General features: G+C 74.7%; 14 protein-coding genes. 10 read left to right on the forward strand and 4 right to left on the reverse strand.

Features of this window, described 5'->3' with window-relative positions; all coding sequences use genetic code 11:
- Positions 1-30 precede the first annotated feature (30 nt).
- Positions 31-1878, forward strand: a complete 1848-nt coding sequence (locus KKR89_RS07025; protein ID WP_251141054.1) for an ABC transporter ATP-binding protein — start codon at positions 31-33, stop codon at positions 1876-1878.
- Positions 1875-3698, forward strand: coding sequence for an ABC transporter ATP-binding protein (locus KKR89_RS07030; RefSeq protein ID WP_208197593.1), 1824 nt, complete (start codon positions 1875-1877; stop codon positions 3696-3698). Before KKR89_RS07025 ends, KKR89_RS07030 begins: the two co-directional genes overlap by 4 nt.
- A gap of 33 nt (positions 3699-3731) precedes the next feature.
- Here KKR89_RS07030 and KKR89_RS07035 read toward each other — a convergent pair whose 3' ends face one another.
- A complete protein-coding gene (locus KKR89_RS07035; RefSeq protein ID WP_251141055.1) occupies positions 3732-4610 on the reverse strand; it encodes a formate/nitrite transporter family protein in 879 nt (292 codons plus the stop codon).
- A gap of 49 nt (positions 4611-4659) precedes the next feature.
- Between KKR89_RS07035 and KKR89_RS07040 the strand changes: the two genes are divergently transcribed.
- Positions 4660-5166, forward strand: coding sequence for a phosphoribosyltransferase (locus tag KKR89_RS07040; RefSeq protein ID WP_208197594.1), 507 nt, complete (start codon positions 4660-4662; stop codon positions 5164-5166).
- A 15-nt stretch (positions 5167-5181) separates the two neighbouring features.
- Here KKR89_RS07040 and KKR89_RS07045 read toward each other — a convergent pair whose 3' ends face one another.
- Positions 5182-6639 carry a PucR family transcriptional regulator gene (locus tag KKR89_RS07045; RefSeq protein ID WP_243883351.1) on the reverse strand — a complete coding sequence of 486 codons (1458 nt, stop codon included), beginning with the start codon at positions 6637-6639 and terminating at the stop codon, positions 5182-5184.
- 137 nt (positions 6640-6776) lie between these two features.
- On the opposite strand from KKR89_RS07045, the gene KKR89_RS07050 reads away from it, so the two are divergent.
- Genes KKR89_RS07050 through KKR89_RS07070 form a run of 5 tightly spaced genes read left to right on the forward strand, consistent with a single transcriptional unit; the run spans position 6777 to position 14158 of the window.
- The gene (locus KKR89_RS07050) at positions 6777-7634 is read left to right on the forward strand and encodes an oxamate carbamoyltransferase subunit AllH family protein (protein ID WP_208197596.1); all 858 of its coding nucleotides are present in this window, start codon (positions 6777-6779) and stop codon (positions 7632-7634) included.
- Entirely contained in the window at positions 7631-9121 is a 1491-nt protein-coding gene (locus KKR89_RS07055) for a hypothetical protein (protein ID WP_208197597.1), read from the forward strand. Before KKR89_RS07050 ends, KKR89_RS07055 begins: the two co-directional genes overlap by 4 nt.
- Positions 9118-10491 (forward strand): YlbE family protein, encoded by a 1374-nt coding sequence (locus KKR89_RS07060; protein WP_208197598.1) that lies wholly within the window; start codon positions 9118-9120, stop codon positions 10489-10491. Before KKR89_RS07055 ends, KKR89_RS07060 begins: the two co-directional genes overlap by 4 nt.
- Entirely contained in the window at positions 10488-12188 is a 1701-nt protein-coding gene (locus tag KKR89_RS07065) for a carbamate kinase (RefSeq protein WP_208197599.1), read from the forward strand. The genes KKR89_RS07060 and KKR89_RS07065 overlap by 4 nt, the downstream gene beginning before the upstream one ends.
- Positions 12185-14158: an allophanate hydrolase-related protein gene (locus KKR89_RS07070; protein ID WP_208197600.1), complete on the forward strand. Its 1974-nt coding sequence runs from the start codon at positions 12185-12187 to the stop codon at positions 14156-14158. Before KKR89_RS07065 ends, KKR89_RS07070 begins: the two co-directional genes overlap by 4 nt.
- On the opposite strand, the gene KKR89_RS07075 is transcribed toward KKR89_RS07070, so the two are convergent.
- Complete coding sequence (locus KKR89_RS07075; protein ID WP_208197601.1) at positions 14141-14857, reverse strand: HAD hydrolase-like protein; 717 nt, start codon at positions 14855-14857, stop codon at positions 14141-14143. The two genes, KKR89_RS07070 and KKR89_RS07075, sit on opposite strands and share 18 nt — an antisense overlap.
- A 26-nt stretch (positions 14858-14883) precedes the next feature.
- Positions 14884-15555, reverse strand: a complete 672-nt coding sequence (locus KKR89_RS07080; RefSeq protein ID WP_208197602.1) for an HAD hydrolase-like protein — start codon at positions 15553-15555, stop codon at positions 14884-14886.
- A 345-nt stretch (positions 15556-15900) separates the two neighbouring features.
- Between KKR89_RS07080 and ileS the strand changes: the two genes are divergently transcribed.
- Together ileS and KKR89_RS07090 are read left to right on the forward strand one after the other, a co-directional pair.
- Complete coding sequence (gene ileS, locus KKR89_RS07085; RefSeq protein ID WP_208197603.1) at positions 15901-19152, forward strand: isoleucine--tRNA ligase; 3252 nt, start codon at positions 15901-15903, stop codon at positions 19150-19152.
- On the forward strand, positions 19149-20534 hold the full coding sequence (locus tag KKR89_RS07090) for a bifunctional folylpolyglutamate synthase/dihydrofolate synthase (protein WP_208197604.1): 1386 nt from the start codon (positions 19149-19151) through the stop codon (positions 20532-20534). The genes ileS and KKR89_RS07090 overlap by 4 nt, the downstream gene beginning before the upstream one ends.
- Positions 20535-20643 lie beyond the last annotated feature (109 nt).

Below are 20643 nucleotides of genomic sequence, written 5' to 3' on the forward strand. Positions count from 1 at the left end.
GCTGTCGGTGCGGCGATCTAGGCTGAGCGGGTGCCCCCTGCCGACATCTCCACGACGCGCGCGCTCCTGCGCCTCGTGCGCTGGGCCCGCCCGGCGCTGCCGCGCGTGGTCGCGGGCGGCAGCGCGACGCTCGTCGCCAGCCTCATCGCGCTCGCGGTCCCGCAGGTGCTGCGCGGCGTCGTCAACGGGCCGCTGCTGACCGACGGCTCACGCACCGCCGTGGTGCAGGCCGCGCTCCTGGTGCTCCTGCTGGGTGTCCTCGAGGCGGTCCTGGTCTGGTGCCGTCGCGCGCTGATCGCGACCCCGGGCACCGGTGTCGAGCGCACGATGCGCACCGACCTGTTCCGCCACCTGCTCGACCTGCCGGTCGCGTTCCACGACCGGTGGTCCGGTGGGCAGCTTCTGCAGCGGTCGATGAGCGACCTGCACACGGTGCGCCGGTGGATGGTGTTCGGGCTCGTGCAGCTCGTCGTGTCCGCGACCACGGTGCTGGTCGGCGCGGTGCTCATGCTCGTGACCAGCCCGCTGCTCGGCGTCGTGTACCTGCTCGGCGCCCTGCCGGTGATGGTGCTGGGGTTCCGGTTCCGGATGGACTACAAGGTGGTCGCGCGGCGCGCGCGTGACCAGGCCGGTGACCTGGCGACGCGCGTCGAGGAGTCGGTGCACGGCATCCGCGTCCTCAAGGCGTTCGGGCGCGGGGACGACGCGCTCGACGACTTCGTGCAGCAGGCCGACGAGCTGCGGGACACCGAGCTCGACAAGGCGCGCGCGCAGTCCCGCATGTCGTTCGCGCTCGCGTGGATCCCCGAGACGACGCTCGCCGTGGCGCTCGGGCTGGGCGTCTGGCTCGCGGCGAGCGACCGCGTGAGCGTCGGCGCGCTCGTCGCGTTCTTCGCCACGGCCGCCGTGATGACGCGCCCGGTCGAGAGCCTCGGCCAGCTGCTGGCGATGACGCTCGACGCGCGCGCCGGGACCGACCGTTTCCTCGACGTCATGGACACGGCGCCGGTGCTGGCCGACCCGGAGCGTCCGGTGCCGCTGCCGCCCGTGCCGCCGCAGGGCACACGCGTCGAGCTGCGCGGAGTGCGGTTCGCCCACGGCGCCGGTGCCCGCGAGGTCCTGCGCGGCGTCGACCTCGTGCTCGAGCCGGGGGAGACGATGGCCCTCGTCGGCCTGACGGGCAGCGGCAAGACCACGCTCCTGCAGCTCGTGCCCCGGCTGTACGACGTCACCGGCGGCGCGGTGCTGGTCGACGGCGTCGACGTGCGCGACGTGCGCCGGCACGACGTGCGGGGCGCGGTCGCGGTCGCGTTCGAGGACCCGATCCTGTTCTCGGCCTCCGTGCGCGACAACGTGCTGATGGGGCTGCCGCCCGAGCAGGTCGCGTCGATGAGCGAGGACGCGGCGACGCAGGTCGTGCGTGCCGCCCTCGAGGTCGCCAGCGCGGCGTTCGTGGACCGGCTCCCGCACGGGATCGACACGGTGATCGGCGAGGAGGGCATGAGCCTGTCCGGGGGGCAGCGGCAGCGCGTCGCGCTCGCGCGGGCGATCGCCGGCCGACCGCGCGTCCTCGTCCTCGACGACCCGTTGTCGGCGCTCGACGTGGCCACCGAGGCGCACGTGACCGAGGGCCTGCGGCGCGCGCTCGCCACCACGACGACCCTCGTCGTCGCGCACCGCACGTCGACCGTCGCGCTGGCCGACCGCGTCGCCGTGCTCGAGGACGGGCGCATCACGGGCGTGGGCCGGCACGCCGACCTGCTCAGGACGCACCCCCACTACCGGTACGTCCTGACGGCCGAGGGCGACGAGCCGGACGGCACGCGCGACGGCCCGGGCGGCACCACGACCCGCGACGTCGCGGCGGCCCGCCGATGACCGCCACGACGGTGCCCCGCGGCACGCCCGCGCCGACGCCCGACGAGCACGGCGACCACACCCCGGCCGAGGTGCGAAGCCGGTCGCTCGGCCTGCTCGCGTCGCTGCTGCGGCCGGTCACGCGGCGCGCCGTGCTGACCGCGCTCGTCGTCGTCGTCGCCCAGCTCGCGCTGGTCGCCGGACCCGCGCTGGTGGCCCTCGGCATCGACCGCGGCATCCCCGCACTGCGCTCCGGCGACGCCGGTCCGCTGTTCCTGGTCGCGGGCGGCTACGCGGTGACGGCGCTGGTCGCGGGCGTGTTCACGGCCGCGACCGTGCGCATGGCGGCCACCGTCAGCCAGGCCGTGCTGCTCGACCTGCGCGGTCGTGTCTTCCGGCACACGCAGCGCCTCAGCCTGGAGTTCCACGAGCGCTACACCTCGGGTCGGATCATCTCGCGGCAGACGTCCGACCTCGACGCCCTGCGCGAGCTGCTCGACGGCGGTGTCACGACGCTCGCCGCGAGCGGACTGGCGATGGTGTTCACCGCGGTCGGCCTGACGGTCCTCGACTGGCGCTCGGGTCTCGTGCTGCTCGTCGCCGTGGTCCCCGGGGTCGTGCTGACCCGCTGGTTCCAGGTGCGGTCGCAGGCGCAGTACCGCCGGTCGCGCACCGCGGTGGCGCGCGTCATCGTCCGGTTCGTCGAGACGATGACGGGGATCCGCGCGGTGCAGGCGTTCCGACGCGAGCAGCAGGTCGCCGCCGTCTACGACGTCGAGGCGGAGGAGTACCGCGAGGCGAACGCCGAGGCGATCCGCGTCAACGGCGTGTTCGACACGGGCTTGGTCCTCATCGGCAACGTCACGGTCGCGGCGGTCCTGCTGGTTGGGGGGCTGCGGGTGCTCGACGGCGCGCTCGACGTCGGGGTGCTGGTCGCCGCGGTGCTCTACGCCCGTCGGTTCTTCGCGCCGCTCGCGCAGATCGGGATGTTCTACAACTCGTTCCAGTCCGCGACGGCCGCGCTCGAGAAGCTCTCCGGCCTGCTCGCGCAGGAGCCCACCGTGGCCGACCCGGTGCACCCGGTCCGGCTGCGCGAGCCGCGGGGCGACGTGCGGTTCGACGGCGTCGAGTTCGGCTACGGCGACGGGCCCGCCGTGCTGCCGCGGCTGGACCTGCACGTGCCGTCCGGGCAGACCGTCGCACTCGTGGGGGAGACCGGCGCCGGCAAGTCCACGGTCGCCAAGCTGCTCGCACGGTTCTACGACCCCCGCGCCGGGGCGGTCCGCCTCGACGGCGTCGACCTGCGGGAGATCGACCCGCGCGACCTGCGGACCGCGATGGTCATGGTCACGCAGGAGGCCTACCTGTTCTCCGGGTCCGTCGCGGCCAACATCGCCCTCGGGCGTCCGGGGGCCGGCCAGGCGGAGATCGAGCGTGCCGCCCGCGCGGTCGGTGTGCACGACCTGCTGGCGTCGCTGCCCGACGGCTACGACACCGACGTGGACACCCGCGGCGTGCGGCTGTCCGCCGGCCAGCGCCAGCTCGTGTCGTTCGCGCGCGCGTTCCTCGCCGACCCGGCGGTGCTCGTGCTCGACGAGGCGACGAGCTCGCTGGACATCCCGGGCGAGCAGCTGGTCCAGGAGGGCCTGCGCACGCTGCTGACCGGCCGCACGGCCGTCGTCATCGCGCACCGGCTGTCGACCGTGATGCACGCCGACCGCGTGCTGGTGGTCGACGACGGCCGCATCGTGGAGGACGGCAGCCCCGAGGCGCTCGTCGCCGCCGGGGGACGGTTCGCCACGCTGCACGCGCAGTGGCAGGAGTCGCTGCGCAGCACCTGACCGGCGCCCACCGAGATCTCGCGGGTCGAGGGCTCAGGCGCTCTCGCCCGGCGCGGGCGGGTTGTTCCGCAGCCACCGCGTGTCGTCGTTGACGTACGCGTAGTACAGGCCGATGAGCAGCCCTCCGCCGATGAAGTTGCCGATCAGGGCGAACGCCACGTTGCCCGCCGCGAGCCCCAGGTCGACACCCTCGCGCAGCCCCACGATCGAGAACAGCACCGTGTTGGCGACCGAGTGCTCGAGGCCGAGGAACGCGAAGACGAAGACGGCGACGATCATGACGGACGACTTGGCGACGTCGCTGGTGATGAGGCCGTTGTAGACGAGCAGCATCGCGAGGTTGATGCAGAAGTTGCACAGCACCGCGCGGACCAGCAGGTCGGCCCAGCCGGCGGGCCCGTCCGCGACGTACGCGAGCTTGTGGTCCACGGAGGCGACCATCTGCTCGAGCACGGCGCCCTCGGCGAGCGTCGAGAACCGGAGGAGCACCGCGACGAGCAGACCGCCGACGACGTTGCCGAGGTAGCACAGGCCCAGCAGCCGCGCTGCGCGCCCCCACGACGTGCGCCGGTGGTAGGCGCCGATCGAGACGATCATCATGTTCGACGTCAGCAGCTCGGACCGTGAGTAGTAGATGAACACCAGCGCCCACCCGAACGTCAGCGCCCCGGCCATCCGCCCCAGCGGCTGCAGCGTCGAGCCGCCGACGACGATCTGGTCGAACGCCGCGATCACGGCGTAGTTCGCGCCGTAGAGCAGGCCGATCATGATCCCGGCCATCGCCGCGCGCATGAGGTAGCGACGCCCGAGGGTGCCCGACATGGCCGTCTTGGTCTCGAGGGACTCCAGCACGGTGCTGATGAACTGCTTGCCCGGGAACAGGGCGCCTGCGTCGGGGCCGGTGGTGCTCACGGCTCCACGCTGCCACACGGGTGCCGCCGCCGTGGGTGACGATGGGCACATGACGACGACGCAGGGCACGGGCGAGGGGATGACGGACCGCGAGGTCCTCGACTGGGAGACCTTCGGCAGGGCGGCGCGGGAGATCGCCCAGGTGGTGGTGGACTCCGGCTTCGAGCCGGACGTCGTCGTGTCGATCGCCCGGGGCGGGCTGCCACCCGGCGGCGCGATCGCCTACGCGCTGGGGACCAAGGCCGTCGGGACCATGAACGTGGAGTTCTACACCGGCGTCGGCAGCACGCTGCCCGAGCCGCTGCTGCTGCCGCCCCTGCTGGACACCGACGCCGTGCGCGGTCTGCGCGCGCTGGTGGTCGACGACGTGGCGGACTCGGGGGAGACGCTCGCGCTCGTGCGGCGGCTGCTGGCCCAGGACTGCGCCGAGGTCCGCACGGCCGTGCTGTACGCCAAGCCGCGGTCCGTCGTCGACCCGGACTACGTGTGGCGCCGCACCGACCGCTGGATCACGTTCCCGTGGTCGGCGCTGCCGCCGGTCGAGGCGAGCCGCTGACGCCCGGCACGGCGGTCACGCCGGCGGCCGCACCAGCCGGTGCGCCTCGAGCGCCAGCGCCAGCGCGGTGCGGGTGCGCGGGTCGTGCAGGTCGGCCTCCAGCAGGTCGCCGATGCGCTGGAGCCGGTGCTTCATCGTGTTGTAGTGCACGAAGAGGCGCCGGGCGGCCTCCGCGGCGTTGCCGAGACCGAGGAACACCTCCAGCGTGCGGCACAGGTCGCCGTCGGCCTGGGCGTCGTGCCGCAGGAGGGGCCCGATCTGCGCGTCGACGTACTCCTGGAGCAGGTCCCGCCGCAGGCTGAGCACCAGCCGCTCGAAGCCGAGGTCGTCGTGGCGCGCCGTCGCACGGCCCGTGACGCCGGCGATCTGCAGGACCTCCTGGGCCGTCGCGTGGCTGCGCGGGAGCGCGGTGAGCGTCTCCGCCGGGCATCCCGACGCGACGACGACGCTCCCGGCACCCGCCCGCCCGAGCGCCGTCCGGAACGCCTCCTCCGCGCCCCCCGACCCCGGCGCGATCGCGACCACCTGAGTACCGCGCAGCCAGGCCACGGCGCCCGCACCGAGCGTGCGGCGCGCTGCAGCCTGCAGCGCCTGCTCCGGGGGGGCTGCGTCGCACGCGGCGACGACGACCGTGGTCGTGCCGCCGAGGTCCCAGCCGAACAGCCGCGCCCGCTGCTCGAGCGCGCCCGCGTCCAGCGGGGTCGCGGTGACGAGCTCCTCGAGGAAGACGACGCGCAGCCGGCGGTCGAGCTCGATGCTCGCCAGCGCCTGCGCGATGTGCATCCCGGCGGCGAAGCACGCCTGGCGGATCAGCCGCCGTTGGGCGCGCGTCGGCTCGCCGTCGCCGCCGAGGACGACGTGGCCGCGGCGGACGCCCGCGACCGTGACGGGGAACTCCCAGCGGCTCGCGCCCTGCGCCGGTCCCGGTGCGCGGGTCGACGGCGGGGAGACCGTGCCGCCGAGGAGGACGGGGTCGTCGGCGACGACGTCGACCGGCCGGTCCAGCGCACCGGACAGCGTCCGCGCGATCTCCGCCAGCCCGCCGCCGGCCAGCGCGATACCGGTGAGGCGCTCGCGGATCACCTCGTCGTGCGCCGGCTCCGCGTCGTGCTCCGCGAGCACGACCGCGAGGACGGCGGCGATGACCTCGTTGAACGACGTGTCGCCGGGCACCACCAGGACCGGGAACGCGAGCTCGTCGGCGATCTCGGCGAACCGGTCGGGCAGGCGGTCGAGGTACCGCAGCGGCTTGATCGCCAGGGCCGCCAGCCCGCGCGAGCTCAGCAGGCGCAGCAGGTCGACGAGGTCCTCGGGCCGCTCGCGCACCGGGTAGGCCGTCGTCAGGAGCAGCTCACCGGGCTTGATGTACGGCGCGATGTCCGGCACCTCCATGACGTTGACGCCGCTGACCAACCGGTCGACGCCGGCGTCACCGGCCAGGACGTAGGCGCCTCGCAGCGGCGCCAGGGTCATCACGTCTCGCACCGTCAGCGTCGCCACGGCTGCCTCTCGTCCACGTCGGCGCGTTGTCCACATCGGACGACGCGGCGTCCCGATACCGTCCGGTTCGGACGCTGCGGCACGGATGCCCCGGTGCCTACCGTCAGAGTATGTCGATTCCGTTCATATCGGACGCCCCGCGGGTCCGGGCGGCCGCCGACGCGCCGGGGTGGGACGCGGTGCTCGCCGCCACCGTCGTCCACGTGGGGCGCACGGTCGTCGTGCTGCGCACGTCCGGCGGTCTGCTCGTGCCGGTCACGTCCGCCGCGCACGGCCTGGTGCCGGGTGGGGTGTGCCTCGCGGACGACAGCGGCCTCGACCGCGCCCGCACCACGCCCGTGGGGAACCGGCTCGACCGCGGGCAGTGGGCGACGCCGCTGCGCCGCGCCGTCCGGGTCGACCTGACCGTGCGCCGGGCGGCTGTGGACGCCGCCGCCGCGCACGCCCTGGCTGCCGGCGCGGCGGCCCCTGACGGTGGCGGGCCCCTGGACCCCGGCCCGGCCCGGTCCGGGGCGCGCGTCCTGGTCGACGCGGCCGGCGCGGACGACGCCTGGGGCGTGCGGAGGGTGCTGCACGGCCTCGTCGGCGTCGGCCCCGGATCGACGCCCAGCGGTGACGACGTCGTCGTGGGGGCGCTCGCGGGCCTCGACAGGCGGTCCGACGACGCGTCCGCGCGTGCCGGTGCGGCGATCCGTCGGGCGCTTCCCGGTCTTCTCGACCGCACCACGAGCCTGTCGCAGCACGACCTGCGGGCGGCGCTCGAGGGGCAGGTCGCCGAGCGGGTCCACCGGCTGGTCGAGGCCACCGCCGACGTGCGGCTGGTCGCCGCGGTGCTCCGCGAGGCGCGCTGCTGGGGCGCGACCTCGGGCCTCGACCTCGCGGCCGGCGTGGCCGCGGGTGCGCGCGGACCCGCGTCGGTGCGACGACGGCCCGCGCAGGCGCGCGTCGACCTGCGGAGGACCGCATGACGCCGGCCGCGACGCAGACGCTCGCCGCCCGCGTGTTCCCGCGCCTGTACCGCGACTCCGTGACGCTCATGTCGCTGGCCGCGGCGCTCGAGCGGCGCGACGGCGTGACGCGCGCCGGCGTCGTCATGGGCACCCCGGGCAACCTCGCGATCCTCGAGCGCTCCGCGATGCTGCCGCCCGACGTCGCGCCCGCGCCGGACGACCTCGTGGTCGTCGTGCGAGGAGTGGACGAGGCGACCGTCGCTGCGGCGCTCGAGGCCGCAGGAGCCGGCCTCGAGGCGGTGGAGCAGGACCGCGGGTCCCGGCGGGAGCGCCTGCCGCAGACGGTCGCGGAGGGCCTGACGGTCGACCCGGCGCTGACGCTGGCGGTGGTCTCGACGGCCGGTGCGTACGCCCCCGTCGTCGTCGAGCAGGCGCTGCGCTCGGGGCTGCACGTGCTGTGCTTCTCGGACAACGTGCCGGCGGCCGACGAGGTCCGGCTCAAGCACCTGGCCGCGCAGCGAGGACTGCTGCTGATGGGACCCGACTGCGGCACCGCGATCCTCGACGGGGTGCCGCTGGGGTTCGCCAACGCCGTGCGCCGCGGACCCGTGGGCATCGTCGCGGCGTCCGGCACGGGCGCCCAGGAGGTCGCGTGCCTCTTGCACCGCGCGGGCACCGGGGTCTCCCAGCTCGTCGGTGTCGGCGGGCGCGACCTGTCGACCGCCGTGGGCGGGACCATGACCCACCTGGCGCTGGACCTCCTCGGCCGGGACGGCGCGACCGAGGTCGTGGTCGTCGTGTCCAAGCCGCCCGCGCCGGAGGTCGCCCGGCGCCTGCTCGCGCGGCTGGCCACCCTCGGGAAGCCCGCGGTGGCGTGCCTGCTGGGCGAGGACGACACCGACGGCCCCGTGCCGGTGCGCGGCACGCTCGAGGGCGGGGCGCGCGCGGCGGCCGCACTGGTCGGTGCGGTGCTCGACCTCGAGCCCGTCGCGCTCCCGGACGCGACGCCGGGTGCGGCACAGGACGGGACGCCGGCCGCCGGTGTCCTCGGCCTGTACACGGGCGGGACGCTCGCGGCCGAGGCCCGCGTCGTCCTGGGACGCGCCGGCGTCCCGGCGCAGGTCCTCGACCTCGGGGACGACGCGTACACCGTCGGGCGGCCGCACCCGATGATCGACCCGGCGAGCCGCGCCGCACTGGTCGTCGACGCGGGTGGGCGGCCAGACGTCGGGGTCCTGCTCGTCGACCTAGTCCTGGGCCACGGCGCCGCGGCCGACCCGGCCACGCCGCTGGCGGACGCCGCGGCGGAGGCGGTCCGCACCGCGGCGTCCGACGGTCGCGAGCTCGTCGTGCTGGCCTCGGTGTGCGGCACGGACGACGACCCGCAGGACCTGGCGGCCGCCCGCCGCGCGCTGACGCGCGCCGGGGTCGTCGTCCACCCGTCGAACGCCGCCGCGGCCCGCGCCGCCGCGGCCGTGGCCTCCCGCGTCCGGAGCACCGCATGATCGCCGGCGGGGTCCGCGTGCTCAACGTCGGCCTGCCCGCGGTCGTCGAGGGCGTCCCCGCGCGGGACGTCCTCCAGCTCGACTGGCGGCCGCCCGCCTTCGGCGACGCGGACGCCGCACGGCTCGCGCTCGCGCTCGACGACGAGGTCACGCACGCGGCCAACCGCCGCGCGCTCGCCGCCGTGCACGCCGCGCGCCCGCAGCTCGTCGGCGTGCGTCCGGCCCGGGAGGTGGTCCCCCGCCTGGGCGACGGGCGGCTGCTCCTGCACGCCGGGCCGCCGATCGCCTGGGAGCGGATGTGCGGGCCGGTGCGCGGTGCGCTGGTCGGTGCCGTGCTGCTGGAGGGCTGGGCGGGGACGCCCCCCGAGGCGCGGCGTCTGCTCGACAGCCGCGCGATCGCCCTGGAGCCGTGCCACCACCACGGGGCGGTCGGCCCGATGGCGGGGGTCCTCGCGCCGTCCATGCCGGTCCTCGTCGTCGAGGACGGCGCCGAGCGCGCGTACGCGTCGCTCAACGAGGGCCTCGGCCGGGTGCTGCGCTTCGGGGCCTTCGACGCCGAGGTGCTCGACCGCCTGAGGTGGATGCGTGACGTCCTCGCACCGGTGCTGGACGCCGCGCTGCGTGACGAGGGTCCCCTCGACGTGACGTCGCTCGTCGCGCAGGCGCTGACCATGGGGGACGAGGGCCACAACCGCTCCACGGCGGCGACGGCCCTGCTGACGCGGCGCCTCGCACCGGCCGTCGCCCAGCAGGACCAGGGCGTCCCCGTGCTGCGCTTCCTCGCCGGCAACGACCACTTCGCGCTCAACCTGTCGATGGCCGGGGCGAAGCTGGCCATGGACGCCGCCGTCGGGGTCGAGGACTCCACCCTCGTCACGGCCATGGCGCGCAACGGCGTCGAGTTCGGGCTGCGGGTCGCCGGGACCGGGGAACGCTGGTTCATCGCACCCGTCGGCGCCGCGGACGGTCTCTTCTTCCCGGGCTACCGCCTCGCGGACGCCAACCCCGACCTCGGGGACTCCGCGATCACCGAGACGCTCGGCATCGGCGGCTTCGCGATGGCGGCCGCACCGGCGATCACCGCGTTCGTCGGCGGCACCCCCGAGGACGCCCTGGAGACGACGCTCTCGATGCGGCGCATCACGATGGGCCCGCACCCGGCGTTCCGGCTGCCGCCGCTGGGCTTCTCCGGCGCGCCGAGCGGCATCGACGTGCTCAAGGTCCTCGACACCGGCGTGCTCCCGGTCATCAACACCGGGATCGCGCACCGCGAGGCCGGCGTCGGGCAGATCGGTGCGGGCATCGTCGAGGCGCCCGCGGCCGTCTTCCTCCAGGCGGTCCGCGCGCTGCACGCCGCGAGGTCGCGATGACCGGCACCGTGCTGCTCGCCGTCGGCGGCAACGCGCTCGTCCTCGACGGCGAGCCGGGGACCGTCGTCCGGCAGCAGGAGCGTGCGGCGCGGTTCGCCACGCAGGTCGCCGACCTCGTCGCGGACGGCTGGCGGGTCCTGGTCACGCACGGCAACGGACCGCAGGTGGGGTACATCGTGCGCCGCGGCGAGCTCGTCGCCGCCGACGCCGCGTCCGAGGGGCTGCCCGACCTGCCGCTGTGGCTCGCCGTCGCCGACTCCCAGGGTGGCATCGGTCACCTGCTCGCCGTCGCCCTCGACGGTGCGCTCGAGCTCCGGGGCCTGGACGTCCGTGCCGTCGCCGTCCTCACCCACGTCGAGGTCGACGCGGACGACCCCGCCTTCGCACGACCGACGAAGCCGATCGGCGCCGCGATGACGGCGACGACGGCCCGACGGCGTGCGGCCGAGGGCTGGGCGGTCGTCGAGACGGCGCCCGGCGTGCACCGCCGGGTCGTGCCGAGCCCGCGGCCGCGGCGCGTCGTGGAGGCCGAGCAGATCCACGCGCTCGCGGCCACGGGCGCCGTCGTCGTGGCGGCGGGCGGCGGGGGCATCCCCGTCGTCCGCCGGGGCGACGGGTGGCACGGCGTCGACGCGGTCGTGGACAAGGACCACACGTCGGCGCTGCTCGCGGCCTCGATCGGCGTCGACACGCTGGTCCTGGTCACGGGGGTGGACGAGGTGTGCGTGGGCTGGGGGACACCGGACCGGCGGGCGCTGCGCCACGTCGACCCGGTCGAGCTGCGCGGGCACCTCGAGGCGGGCGAGTTCCCCGCAGGGTCGATGGGCCCCAAGGTCGAGTCCGTGCTGCAGTTCGTCGCCGACGGTGGTCACCGCGCCGTCATCACGTCCCTGGCCAGCCTGCGCGACGCGCTCGAGGGCCGGTCGGGGACGCACCTCACCGTGGGGGACCGCCCGTCCCGCACGGCAGCACCGGACCGTCGGACACCACCGACAGGAGAACCGATGATCACCCTCCCCGCTGAACCCTTCCCCTTCACCTTCGACCCCCGGCACGTCGCACTGCTGTGCATCGACTTCCAGCGCGACTTCATGGAGGCCGGGGGGTTCGGGGAGTCGCTGGGCAACGACGTGTCGCGGCTGCGCGGCACGATCGAGCCCACGAGCCGCGTCCTGACCGCCTTCCGCCGTCACGGCTGGCCGGTCATCCACACCCGCGAGGGCCACCGCCCGGACCTCGCCGACCTCTTCCCCGCCAAGCGCGACCGCGGGAGCCCCGCGCTGCGCATCGGCGAGGAGGGGCCGATGGGGCGGCTTCTGGTGCGCGGCTCCGCCGGCCACGGGATCGTCCCCGAGCTCGCCCCCGTCGCCGGCGAGGTCGTCCTCGACAAGCCCGGCAAGGGCTCGTTCTACGCGACCGACCTCGAGACGATCCTGCGGGCCCGGGGGATCACGAGCCTCGTCGTCACCGGCGTCACCACCGAGGTCTGCGTCCAGACGACGGTCCGGGAGGCGAACGACCGGGGCTTCGAGTCGCTGGTCCTCGCCGACTGCACGGCGTCGTACTTCCCCGAGTTCCACCGCTCGGCACTCGACATGTTCTCCGCGCAGGGCGGCATCGTGGGATGGGTCGGGACCTCCGACGCCCTCCTCGCCGCACTCGTCCCCACCACGATCCACGAGGAGGTCGCACGATGAGCGATGCTGCACCCGCGGCGCAGACCGCGGACCACCCCACCGCCCCGCCCGCCCGGCTGCCGTGGTGGACCGCGGGGGACTGGAACGGCGTGTTCGGTCTCGGCACGAACGTCCTGCTCAACGTCATCGTCCTGACGGGGCTGTGCCTGGCCGTCGTCCAGATCCCGTCGGACACCGTCTACGGGCGGGTCCTGCCGGCGCTGGGCATCGCCCTGCCCCTCGGCAACATCTGGTACGCCGTCCTGGCGCGCCGGCTCGCCCGCCGGGAGGGGCGCACCGACGTGACGGCCCTGCCCTACGGGCCGAGCGTCCCGCACACGTTCATCGTCGTGTTCGTCGTCATGCTGCCGGTGTTCCTCCAGACGCAGGACCCCCTCGCGGCCTGGCGGGCGGGCCTGGCGTGGGCGTTCATCATCGGGTGCATCGTGCTCCTGGGTGCGGTGCTCGGCCCGTGGATCCGGCGCCTGACGCCCCGCGCGGCACTGCTCGGGGCGCTCGCCGGCATCTCGATCACGTTCATCTCGATGAGCCCCGCCGCCCAGATGTGGCAGGCGCCGTGGATCGCGTTCGTGGCGTTCGGGTTCATCCTCGTCGGGTGGCTCGGCGGGCGCCGGATGCCGTGGGGGGCACCCGTCGGGCTGGTCGCGGTCCTCCTCGCCACGGCCGTCGCGTGGGTCGCCGTCGCGGCGGGCTGGTCGGGCATCCTCGAGCCGAGCGCGGTCTCGCAGTCGCTCGCGGACCTCGCCGTGCACCTGCCCCTGCCGTCGACGGACGTCGTCGCCGGGCTGCAGGACATCGCCCCGCTGCTGGCCTCCGCCATCCCGCTCGGCATCTACAACTTCACCGAGGGCATGACGAACGTGGAGTCCGCGGCCGCCGCGGGCGACCGGTACTCCGTGCGCCAGGTGCTCGCCGCCGACGGGCTCGGCGCCGTCGTCGGCTCGTTCCTCGGCTCGCCGTTCCCGCCCGCGGTGTACATCGGCCACCCGGGCTGGAAGGCCGTCGGCGGTCGGGTGGGGTACTCGCTGGCGACGGGGATCGTCGTGGGCCTCGTGTGCTTCACCGGGCTGGTCGGGACGTTCCTCGCGGTCTTCCCGATGCAGGCGCTCGTGCCCGTGCTGCTGTACATCGGCCTGGTCATCGGGGCGCAGGCGTTCCACGTGAACGCGCGCCGGTACTTCCCGGCGATCGTCCTGGCGATGATCCCGAGCCTGGCGGAGTGGGCGACGGGGCTGATCAACAACGCGCTCGCGGCGGCCGGCACCTCGGCGCAGGAGGTCGGGACCGGCGCGCTGGTGGCCAACGGCGTCATCTACGACGGCCTGGTGCTGCTCGGCCAGGGCGCCGTGCTCGTCGGCATCCTGCTGGGGGCGATCGCCTGCTTCGTCCTCGACCGCCGGCTCTACGCCGCGGCCGCCACGGCGGTCATCGCGGCGGTGCTGTCCTTCTTCGGGCTCGTCAACGCCGTCGAGGTGGGGGTCAACGCCTCACCTGCGGTGACCCTGGGGTACCTGTTCCTGGCCCTGCTGCTCGCGGCCTTCGGGTGGCACCTGCGCCACGAGCACTCCGACGCCCTGGACGACGAGCTGCTGTTCGTCAACGGCACCCTGATGCGCGGCCTGGACCTGCACGCCCACCTCGACGGCGCCGAGCTGCTCGAGGAGACGTCGACCGCCCCGCGCTACCGGGTGCACGCGATCGACGGCGCCTACCCCGGGATGTACGAGGTCGGTGAGGACGAGGAGGGGGCGTCGGTGCCCGGTGAGCTCTACCAGGTGCCCGCCGAGGTGCTCGTCCGCGTCGTCGAGGGCGAGCCGCCCGGGCTGTACCGCGGGGCCGTCGAGCTCGCGGACGGCCGCCGGGTGCCGGGCATCCTGTCCCGGCGCGACGCCGCGCAGGAGCACCCGGAGATCACCGAGCACGGGGGGTGGCGCCGCTACCTGGCCACGTCGTCAACCGCGGTCGGCTGACCGCACCGTCCCGGCACCGCCCGGCCGCGCCCCCGGCGCGGCCGGGCGGTCGAGGGCCGCCAGCACGGCCGCCGCGAGCCCGTCGACGTGGTCGACCACGTCGAGCGCCCCGGCCCCGAGCAGCTCACCGGGCTGCGCGTAGCCCCACGCGACACCGAGGCAGTCCACGCCGTTCGCACGTGCGCCGTGCACGTCGTGCTCCCGGTCGCCGACCATCAGCACCGCCCCGGCCGGTCGCAGCGCGTCGAGGGCGGCCGCGACGACCGTCGCCTTGGACGACGGCACGTGGTCCGGCGGCGCCCCGAACACGCCCTCGAGCAGGGGTGCGAGGCCGAAGCGCTCGCAGATCGGCCCGGCGAACACCTCGGGCTTGCTGGTCGCCACGGCTAGGCGCACGCCGGCGTCCCGGAGCGTCGTCAGCTGCTCGGGGACGCCGTCGTAGACGCTGTTCTCCCACATCCCCGTCGTGCGGAAGTAGCCCCGGTACGCGGCGACCGCCTCGGGCACGCGCTCCGGCGGGACGCTGAACCGCGGGAACGCGTCCACCAGGGGAGGGCCGACGAAGGCGCGCAGCGCCGTGTCGTCGGGCACCGGCAGCCCCAGCGCCGTGAACGCCACGCGGGCGCTCGCGGCGATGCCGGGGTAGGAGTCGGTGAGGGTGCCGTCGAGGTCCAGCAGGACGAGGGGTGCGGGAGTCATCCCGGCCATCCTCCCAGGCGGCAGCGTCAGCCGGTCACCCGGGCGAGGACGGCGGCGGGGACCTCCGCGGGCGAGGCGAGCACGTCGGCCGCACCCGCGGTGCGCAGCTCGTCCTCGCCGCCGTAGCCCCACAGCGCCCCGAGGCAGGGCACCCCGTGCTCGGCGGCGCCGTGCACGTCGTGCTCGCGGTCGCCGAGCATGACGGCCCGGTACCCGGCCTCGCCGACCGTCCCGCGCACCCACGCCAGCGCCCGCCCGATGATCTCGCCCTTCGTCTCCGACTCGTCGTCCGGGGCCCCGACGACGTGGTCGAGCAGCGGCGTGAGGCCGGTCTCGGCGCAGATCGGCTCGGCCCAGCGCAGCGGCTTGGCGGTGGCGACGACCAGCAGCACGCCGGCCTCGCGCAGGGCGACGAGGGCCTCGGGGATGCCGTCGAACACCCGGGTGTCCCACACGCCGACGTCCGAGAAGTGGGTCCCGTACGCGGCGACGGCCGTGTCGAGCTGCTCGGCGCCCACCCCGTGGGTCGTGAACGACCACGTGATCGGCGGGCCGGCGAACGAGCGGATGACGGCCTCCGCGGGGGCGGGCAGGCCGACCTGGGCGTACGCGTGGCGCACGGACGCGGCGATCCCGGAGGCGGAGTCCATGAGGGTGCCGTCGAGGTCGAGCAGGGCCACGGGCAGTGCGGTCGTCATGGGTGCGATGGTGCCCCGCAGGCACGCGCCGCGACGAATCGCACGGGTCCCGCCACGGCCGCTCCGGGAGATCAGGATGACCGCGGGCGCACCAACCTCGTATGCTGGCGGCACAGGCGTCGACCCGGCCATCACCGGTGAGCCTCCGGAAGAACGGGACGTGCGTCACGGCGTGCGTCCTCAGTAGAACCGGACGGGGCAGGCCCGTCACAGCCGCAGGCGAGAGGTCGGGGGCCCGCCCCCGGCAAGCGAGGTGGTACCGCGGTGGTCCCCGGGTGGTCCGGGTGTCGTCGTCCTCGTGGCCGTGCCGCACCCCACCGGGTGCGCGAGACCAGGAGCCCCACCGTGGCGTACCCGCTGCACCGCACGTCCGACGCAACCCCCGCGACGGTCCCGCCCAGCCCCGACCTGCCCGCCCTCGAGCGGGACGTGCTGGCGCACTGGGAGGCGGACGGCACGTTCCGCGCGTCGGTCGAGCAGCGGCCTGCGGGCGAGGACGGTGCCAACGAGTACGTCTTCTACGACGGCCCGCCGTTCGCCAACGGCCTGCCGCACTACGGCCACCTGCTGACCGGCTACGCCAAGGACGTCGTCCCGCGCTACCAGACGATGCGCGGCCGGCGGGTCGAGCGCAGGTTCGGCTGGGACACCCACGGGCTGCCCGCCGAGCTCGAGGCCGAGCGCGTCCTGGGCATCACCGACAAGTCGCAGATCGACGAGATGGGGATCGCGGCCTTCAACGACGCCTGCCGGTCCTCGGTGCTCACGTACACCAAGGAGTGGCAGGAGTACGTCACCCGCCAGGCACGCTGGGTCGACTTCGAGAACGACTACAAGACGCTCGACCCGTCGTTCATGGAGTCGGTCATCTGGGCGTTCAAGCAGCTCTACGACAAGGGGCTGGCCTACGAGGGCTACCGCGTCCTGCCGTACTGCTGGCGCGACGAGACCCCGCTGAGCAACCACGAGCTGCGCATGGACGACGACGTGTACGCGTCGCGCCAGGACCCCGCGCTGACGGTCGGCCTGCGGCTGGACTCCGGCGAGCTCCTGCTGATCTGGACGACCACTCCGTGGACGCTGCCGTCCAACCTGGCCGTCGCGGTCGGTCCCGACGTCGAGTACGTCGTCGTCGAGCCCGCCGCCGGCTCGCCGTTCGCGCAGGCCCACGCGGGCGAGCAGGTCGTGCTGGCCGCGGCGCGCCTCGGGGCGTACGCGCGCGAGCTGGGCGACGAGCCCACGGTCGTCGCGCGGCTGACCGGTGCCGAGCTGGTCGGCCGGCGCTACACGCCCCCGTTCGACTACTTCGCGGGCCACGAGAACGCCCACCAGGTGCTCGCGGCGGACTTCGTCACGACCGAGGACGGCACCGGGGTCGTGCACCTCGCCCCCGCGTTCGGTGAGGACGACATGGTCGCGTGCGACGCCGCGGGCATCGCGCCGGTCGTCCCCGTGGACTCCAAGGGCCGGTTCACGGCGCAGGTCCCCGACTACGCCGACGTGCAGGTCTTCGAGGCGAACAAGCAGGTCATCGCCGACCTGAAGAACGGCACCGGACCGCTGGCGCGCGTCGCCGCGTCCGACCGCGCGGTGCTCGTGCGCCACGAGACGTACGAGCACTCCTACCCGCACTGCTGGCGCTGCCGGAACCCGCTGATCTACAAGGCCGTGTCGTCGTGGTTCGTGCGCGTGACGCAGTTCCGCGACCGCATGGTCGAGCTCAACCAGGGCATCGAGTGGATCCCCGGCCACATCAAGGACGGCCAGTTCGGCAAGTGGCTCGAGAACGCGCGCGACTGGTCGATCAGCCGCAACCGGTACTGGGGCACGCCCATCCCGGTGTGGGTGAGCGACGACCCGGCGTACCCCCGCATCGACGTGTACGGCTCGTTCGCCGAGCTCGAGGCCGACTTCGGCCGTGTGCCGACCAACGAGGCGGGCGAGCCGGACCTGCACCGGCCGTTCGTCGACGACCTCACGCGCCCCAACCCGGACGACCCCACGGGCCGCTCGACGATGCGCCGCATCCCCGACGTCCTCGACGTCTGGTTCGACTCGGGGTCGATGCCGTTCGCCCAGGTGCACTACCCGTTCGAGAACCGCCAGTGGTTCGAGCACCACTACCCGGGCGACTTCATCGTCGAGTACATCGGCCAGACGCGCGGCTGGTTCTACACGCTGCACGTGCTGGCGACCGCGATCTTCGACCGCGCCGCGTTCCGCAACGTCATGTGCCACGGCATCGTCCTGGGCGACGACGGGCGCAAGGCCAGCAAGTCCCTGCGCAACTACCCGGACCCCGTGGAGATGTGGGACAAGTACGGCTCGGACGCCGTGCGCTGGTCGCTCATGTCCTCGACGATCCTGCGGGGCGGCAACCTGGTCGTCACCGAGGACGGCATCCGCGACGGTGTCCGCCAGGTCCTGCTGCCGCTGTGGAGCACGTACTACTTCTTCACGCTGTACGCCGACGCGGCGGACGAGGGGCGCGGGTACACCGCGCAGCGCGTCACCGCCGAGCGGGCCGCGGGGCTCGCACCCATGGACCGGTACCTGCTCGCGCGGACGGGTGAGCTCACGGCGACGATGACCGCGCAGCTCGACGCGTACGACATCCCCGCCGCGTGCGAGTCCGTGCGCGAGCACCTCGACCTGCTGACGAACTGGTACGTGCGCACCCAGCGTGACCGGTTCTGGTCGGAGGACACCGACGCGTTCGACACGCTGTGGACCGCGCTCGAGGAGCTCACGCGCGTCATGGCACCGCTCGCGCCGCTGGTCACCGAGGAGGTGTGGCGCGGCCTGACGGGCGGACGCAGCGTCCACCTGGCCGACTGGCCGGTCCCGGACGGCCCGCTGGTGCGCGACGAGTCCCTGGTCGCCGCGATGGACGAGGTGCGTGCCGTGGTCTCGGCCGCGCTGGGGCTGCGCAAGGCGCACCAGGTGCGCGTGCGCCAGCCGCTGCGCCGGCTCACGGTCGCTGTCGCCGACCCCGCGGCGCTCGCGCCGTACACCGACCTGCTGGCCGCCGAGCTCAACGTCAAGCACGTCGACGTGGTGGCGGCCGACGCGGCCACGACCGAGCGCTTCGGCATCACCCAGCGCCTCGCGGTCAACGCGCGCGCCGCCGGCCCGCGCCTGGGCCGTGCCGTTCAGCACGTCATCAAGGGCGCGCGCAGCGGCGCGTGGCGGCTCGACGGCGACACCGTCGTCGTGACGACCGACGACGGGGACGTGGCCCTCGAACCGGCCGAGTACGACCTGACCACGGTCGTCGGCGAGGGGGCGGCTGGCGACGTGGCGGCCGCCGTGCTGGCCGGCGGCGTGGTCGTCGTGCTGGACCTCACGCTGGACGACGCGCTGCGGGCCGAGGGCTACGCGCGCGACGTCGTGCGGGCCGTGCAGGACGCGCGCAAGGCCGCCGGGCTGCACGTCGCCGACCGCGTCGACCTCACGCTCGCGGTCCCCGGCGCCCATGTCGCGGACGTCGAGGCGCACCGGCAGTTCGTCGCGGCCGAGACGCTGGCCTCGACCGTGACGATCGAGCCCACCGACGCGGCCGAGGTCGCCGTGACCGTCGTGCGGGCCGGCGCATGAGCCGCGAGCACGGTGGCGCCGACCACCTGAAGGACGAGACGGCGCGCGCGGCACGCCAGGCGGCCGACCAGGTCTACCGGACCATCCTGGACCGCGCGCCGGAGCACGACATCGACCCGACGCTCGACCGGGTGCGCGACGTGCTCGAGCTGCTGGGGGACCCGCAGCGCGCGTTCCGCACGGTGCACCTGACGGGCACCAACGGCAAGACGTCGACCGCACGCATGGTCGAGCGGCTGCTGCGCGAGCACGGGCTGCGCACGGGGCGTTTCACCAGCCCGCACCTGACGCGCGTCAACGAGCGCATCAGCATCGACGGCGAGCCGATCAGCGACGAGCGCTTCGTCGAGGTCTGGCAGGACGTCGCGCCCTACGTCCGGATGGTCGACGAGCGGCACCTCGCGCAGGGCGGCGAGCGGCTGTCGTTCTTCGAGGTCTTCACGGTCATGGCGTACGCCGCCTTCGCCGACGCGCCGGTCGAGGTCGCGGTCGTCGAGGTGGGCCTCGGCGGGCGCTGGGACGCGACGAACCTGGTCGACGCCGAGGTCGCGGTCATCACACCCGTCGCGATGGACCACGAGCGCTACCTGGGCGACACCCTCGTGGAGATCGCGTCCGAGAAGTCGGGCATCGTCAAGGACGGTGCGACGCTCGTGCTCGCGCAGCAGACCGACGACGTCGAGGGCGTCGTGCTGGCGGCCGCGGCCGAGCGCGGCGCACGCGTCGTGCGTGAGGACGTCGACATCTCCGTGGTCGACCGCCAGGTCGCCGTGGGCGGTCAGCTCGTCGCGCTGCGTGGCCTCGGCGGTGTCTACACCGACGTGTTCCTGCCGCTGTACGGCGAGTACCAGGCGCACAACGCGCTGCTCGCGCTCGTCGCGACGGAGGCGCTGCTCACGGGCGGTGCGGCGCTCGACGGGTCCGTCGTGGAGGCCGCGTTCGCCGACGTGACGTCGCCGGGGCGGCTCGAGGTGGTGCGCTCGAGCCCGACCGTGCTCGTCGACGCCGCGCACAACCCGGCGGGGGCGGAGGCGCTGGCCGACGCGGTCGCCGAGGCGTTCGACTTCACGCGCCTGGTCGGCGTCGTCGGCGTCATGGCGGACAAGGACCCCGAGGGCATCCTGGCGGCGCTCGAGCCGCTGCTCGCCGAGGTCGTCGTCACGCAGGCGTCGACGTCGCGCGCGCTCGACGCCGACGACCTGGCCGAGATCGCGATCGACGTGTTCGGCGAGGACCGCGTGCACGTCGCCGCGCGGCTGCCCGACGCCATCGACCTCGCGGTGCAGCGTGCCGAGAGCGAGGTGGAGCACGGCGCCGGCGTGCTCGTCACGGGCTCGGTCCTGCTCGTGGCGGAGGTGCGGGTGCTGCTCGGCCGTGCCTGACGCGGTCGCGTCGGCGGGTGCGGTGCACGTCCGTGCGGTGCCGTCCGGTTGACGCCCGCCGGGCGGAGAGGTGAGGTGGACGTGCGCGCGCGCCGTCGGCGCGCGTCGC

Source organism: Cellulomonas dongxiuzhuiae (assembly GCF_018623035.1).
GTDB classification, from domain to species: Bacteria; Actinomycetota; Actinomycetes; order Actinomycetales; family Cellulomonadaceae; genus Cellulomonas; species Cellulomonas dongxiuzhuiae.